Source organism: Marinobacter sp. bablab_jr003 (genome assembly GCF_016464245.1).
Lineage (GTDB): Bacteria > Pseudomonadota > Gammaproteobacteria > Pseudomonadales > Oleiphilaceae > Marinobacter > Marinobacter vinifirmus.
The window spans coordinates 1-277 of record NZ_JADARC010000003.1; the positions used below are offsets into that span (position 1 = coordinate 1).

The 277-nt window shown below is 52.0% G+C and carries 1 protein-coding gene; it reads left to right on the forward strand.

The window, feature by feature from the left end:
* Nucleotides 1–219: transposase (locus H3Z84_RS00015; protein ID WP_199455799.1), on the forward strand; the 219-nt coding region annotated here is incomplete at its 5' end.
* Nucleotides 220–277 lie beyond the last annotated feature (58 nt).

A 277-nucleotide genomic window follows, 5' to 3' on the forward strand; every position in this document is an offset into this window, starting at 1 on the left:
CGCCCCGGTTCTCGTAAAAAACTGGACGACCGAAAGCTAAAGGCCGAGAAGCTCAAAGCCAGCGCCCGGGCCAAAGTGGAACACCCATTCCGGTACATCAAGCAGGTCTTTGGCTATAGCAAAGTTCGCTATCGCGGCTTGGCCAAAAACAGTAACCGATTGCACTTGCTGGCTGCGTTCAGCAACCTGCTGATGGGTGAAAAATACCTGCTGTCGTAGGGTTAGTTCGCCTGTTTTCCGCCAAAACGGCGGGAAATAGGCAAAAATCGAACAAAAC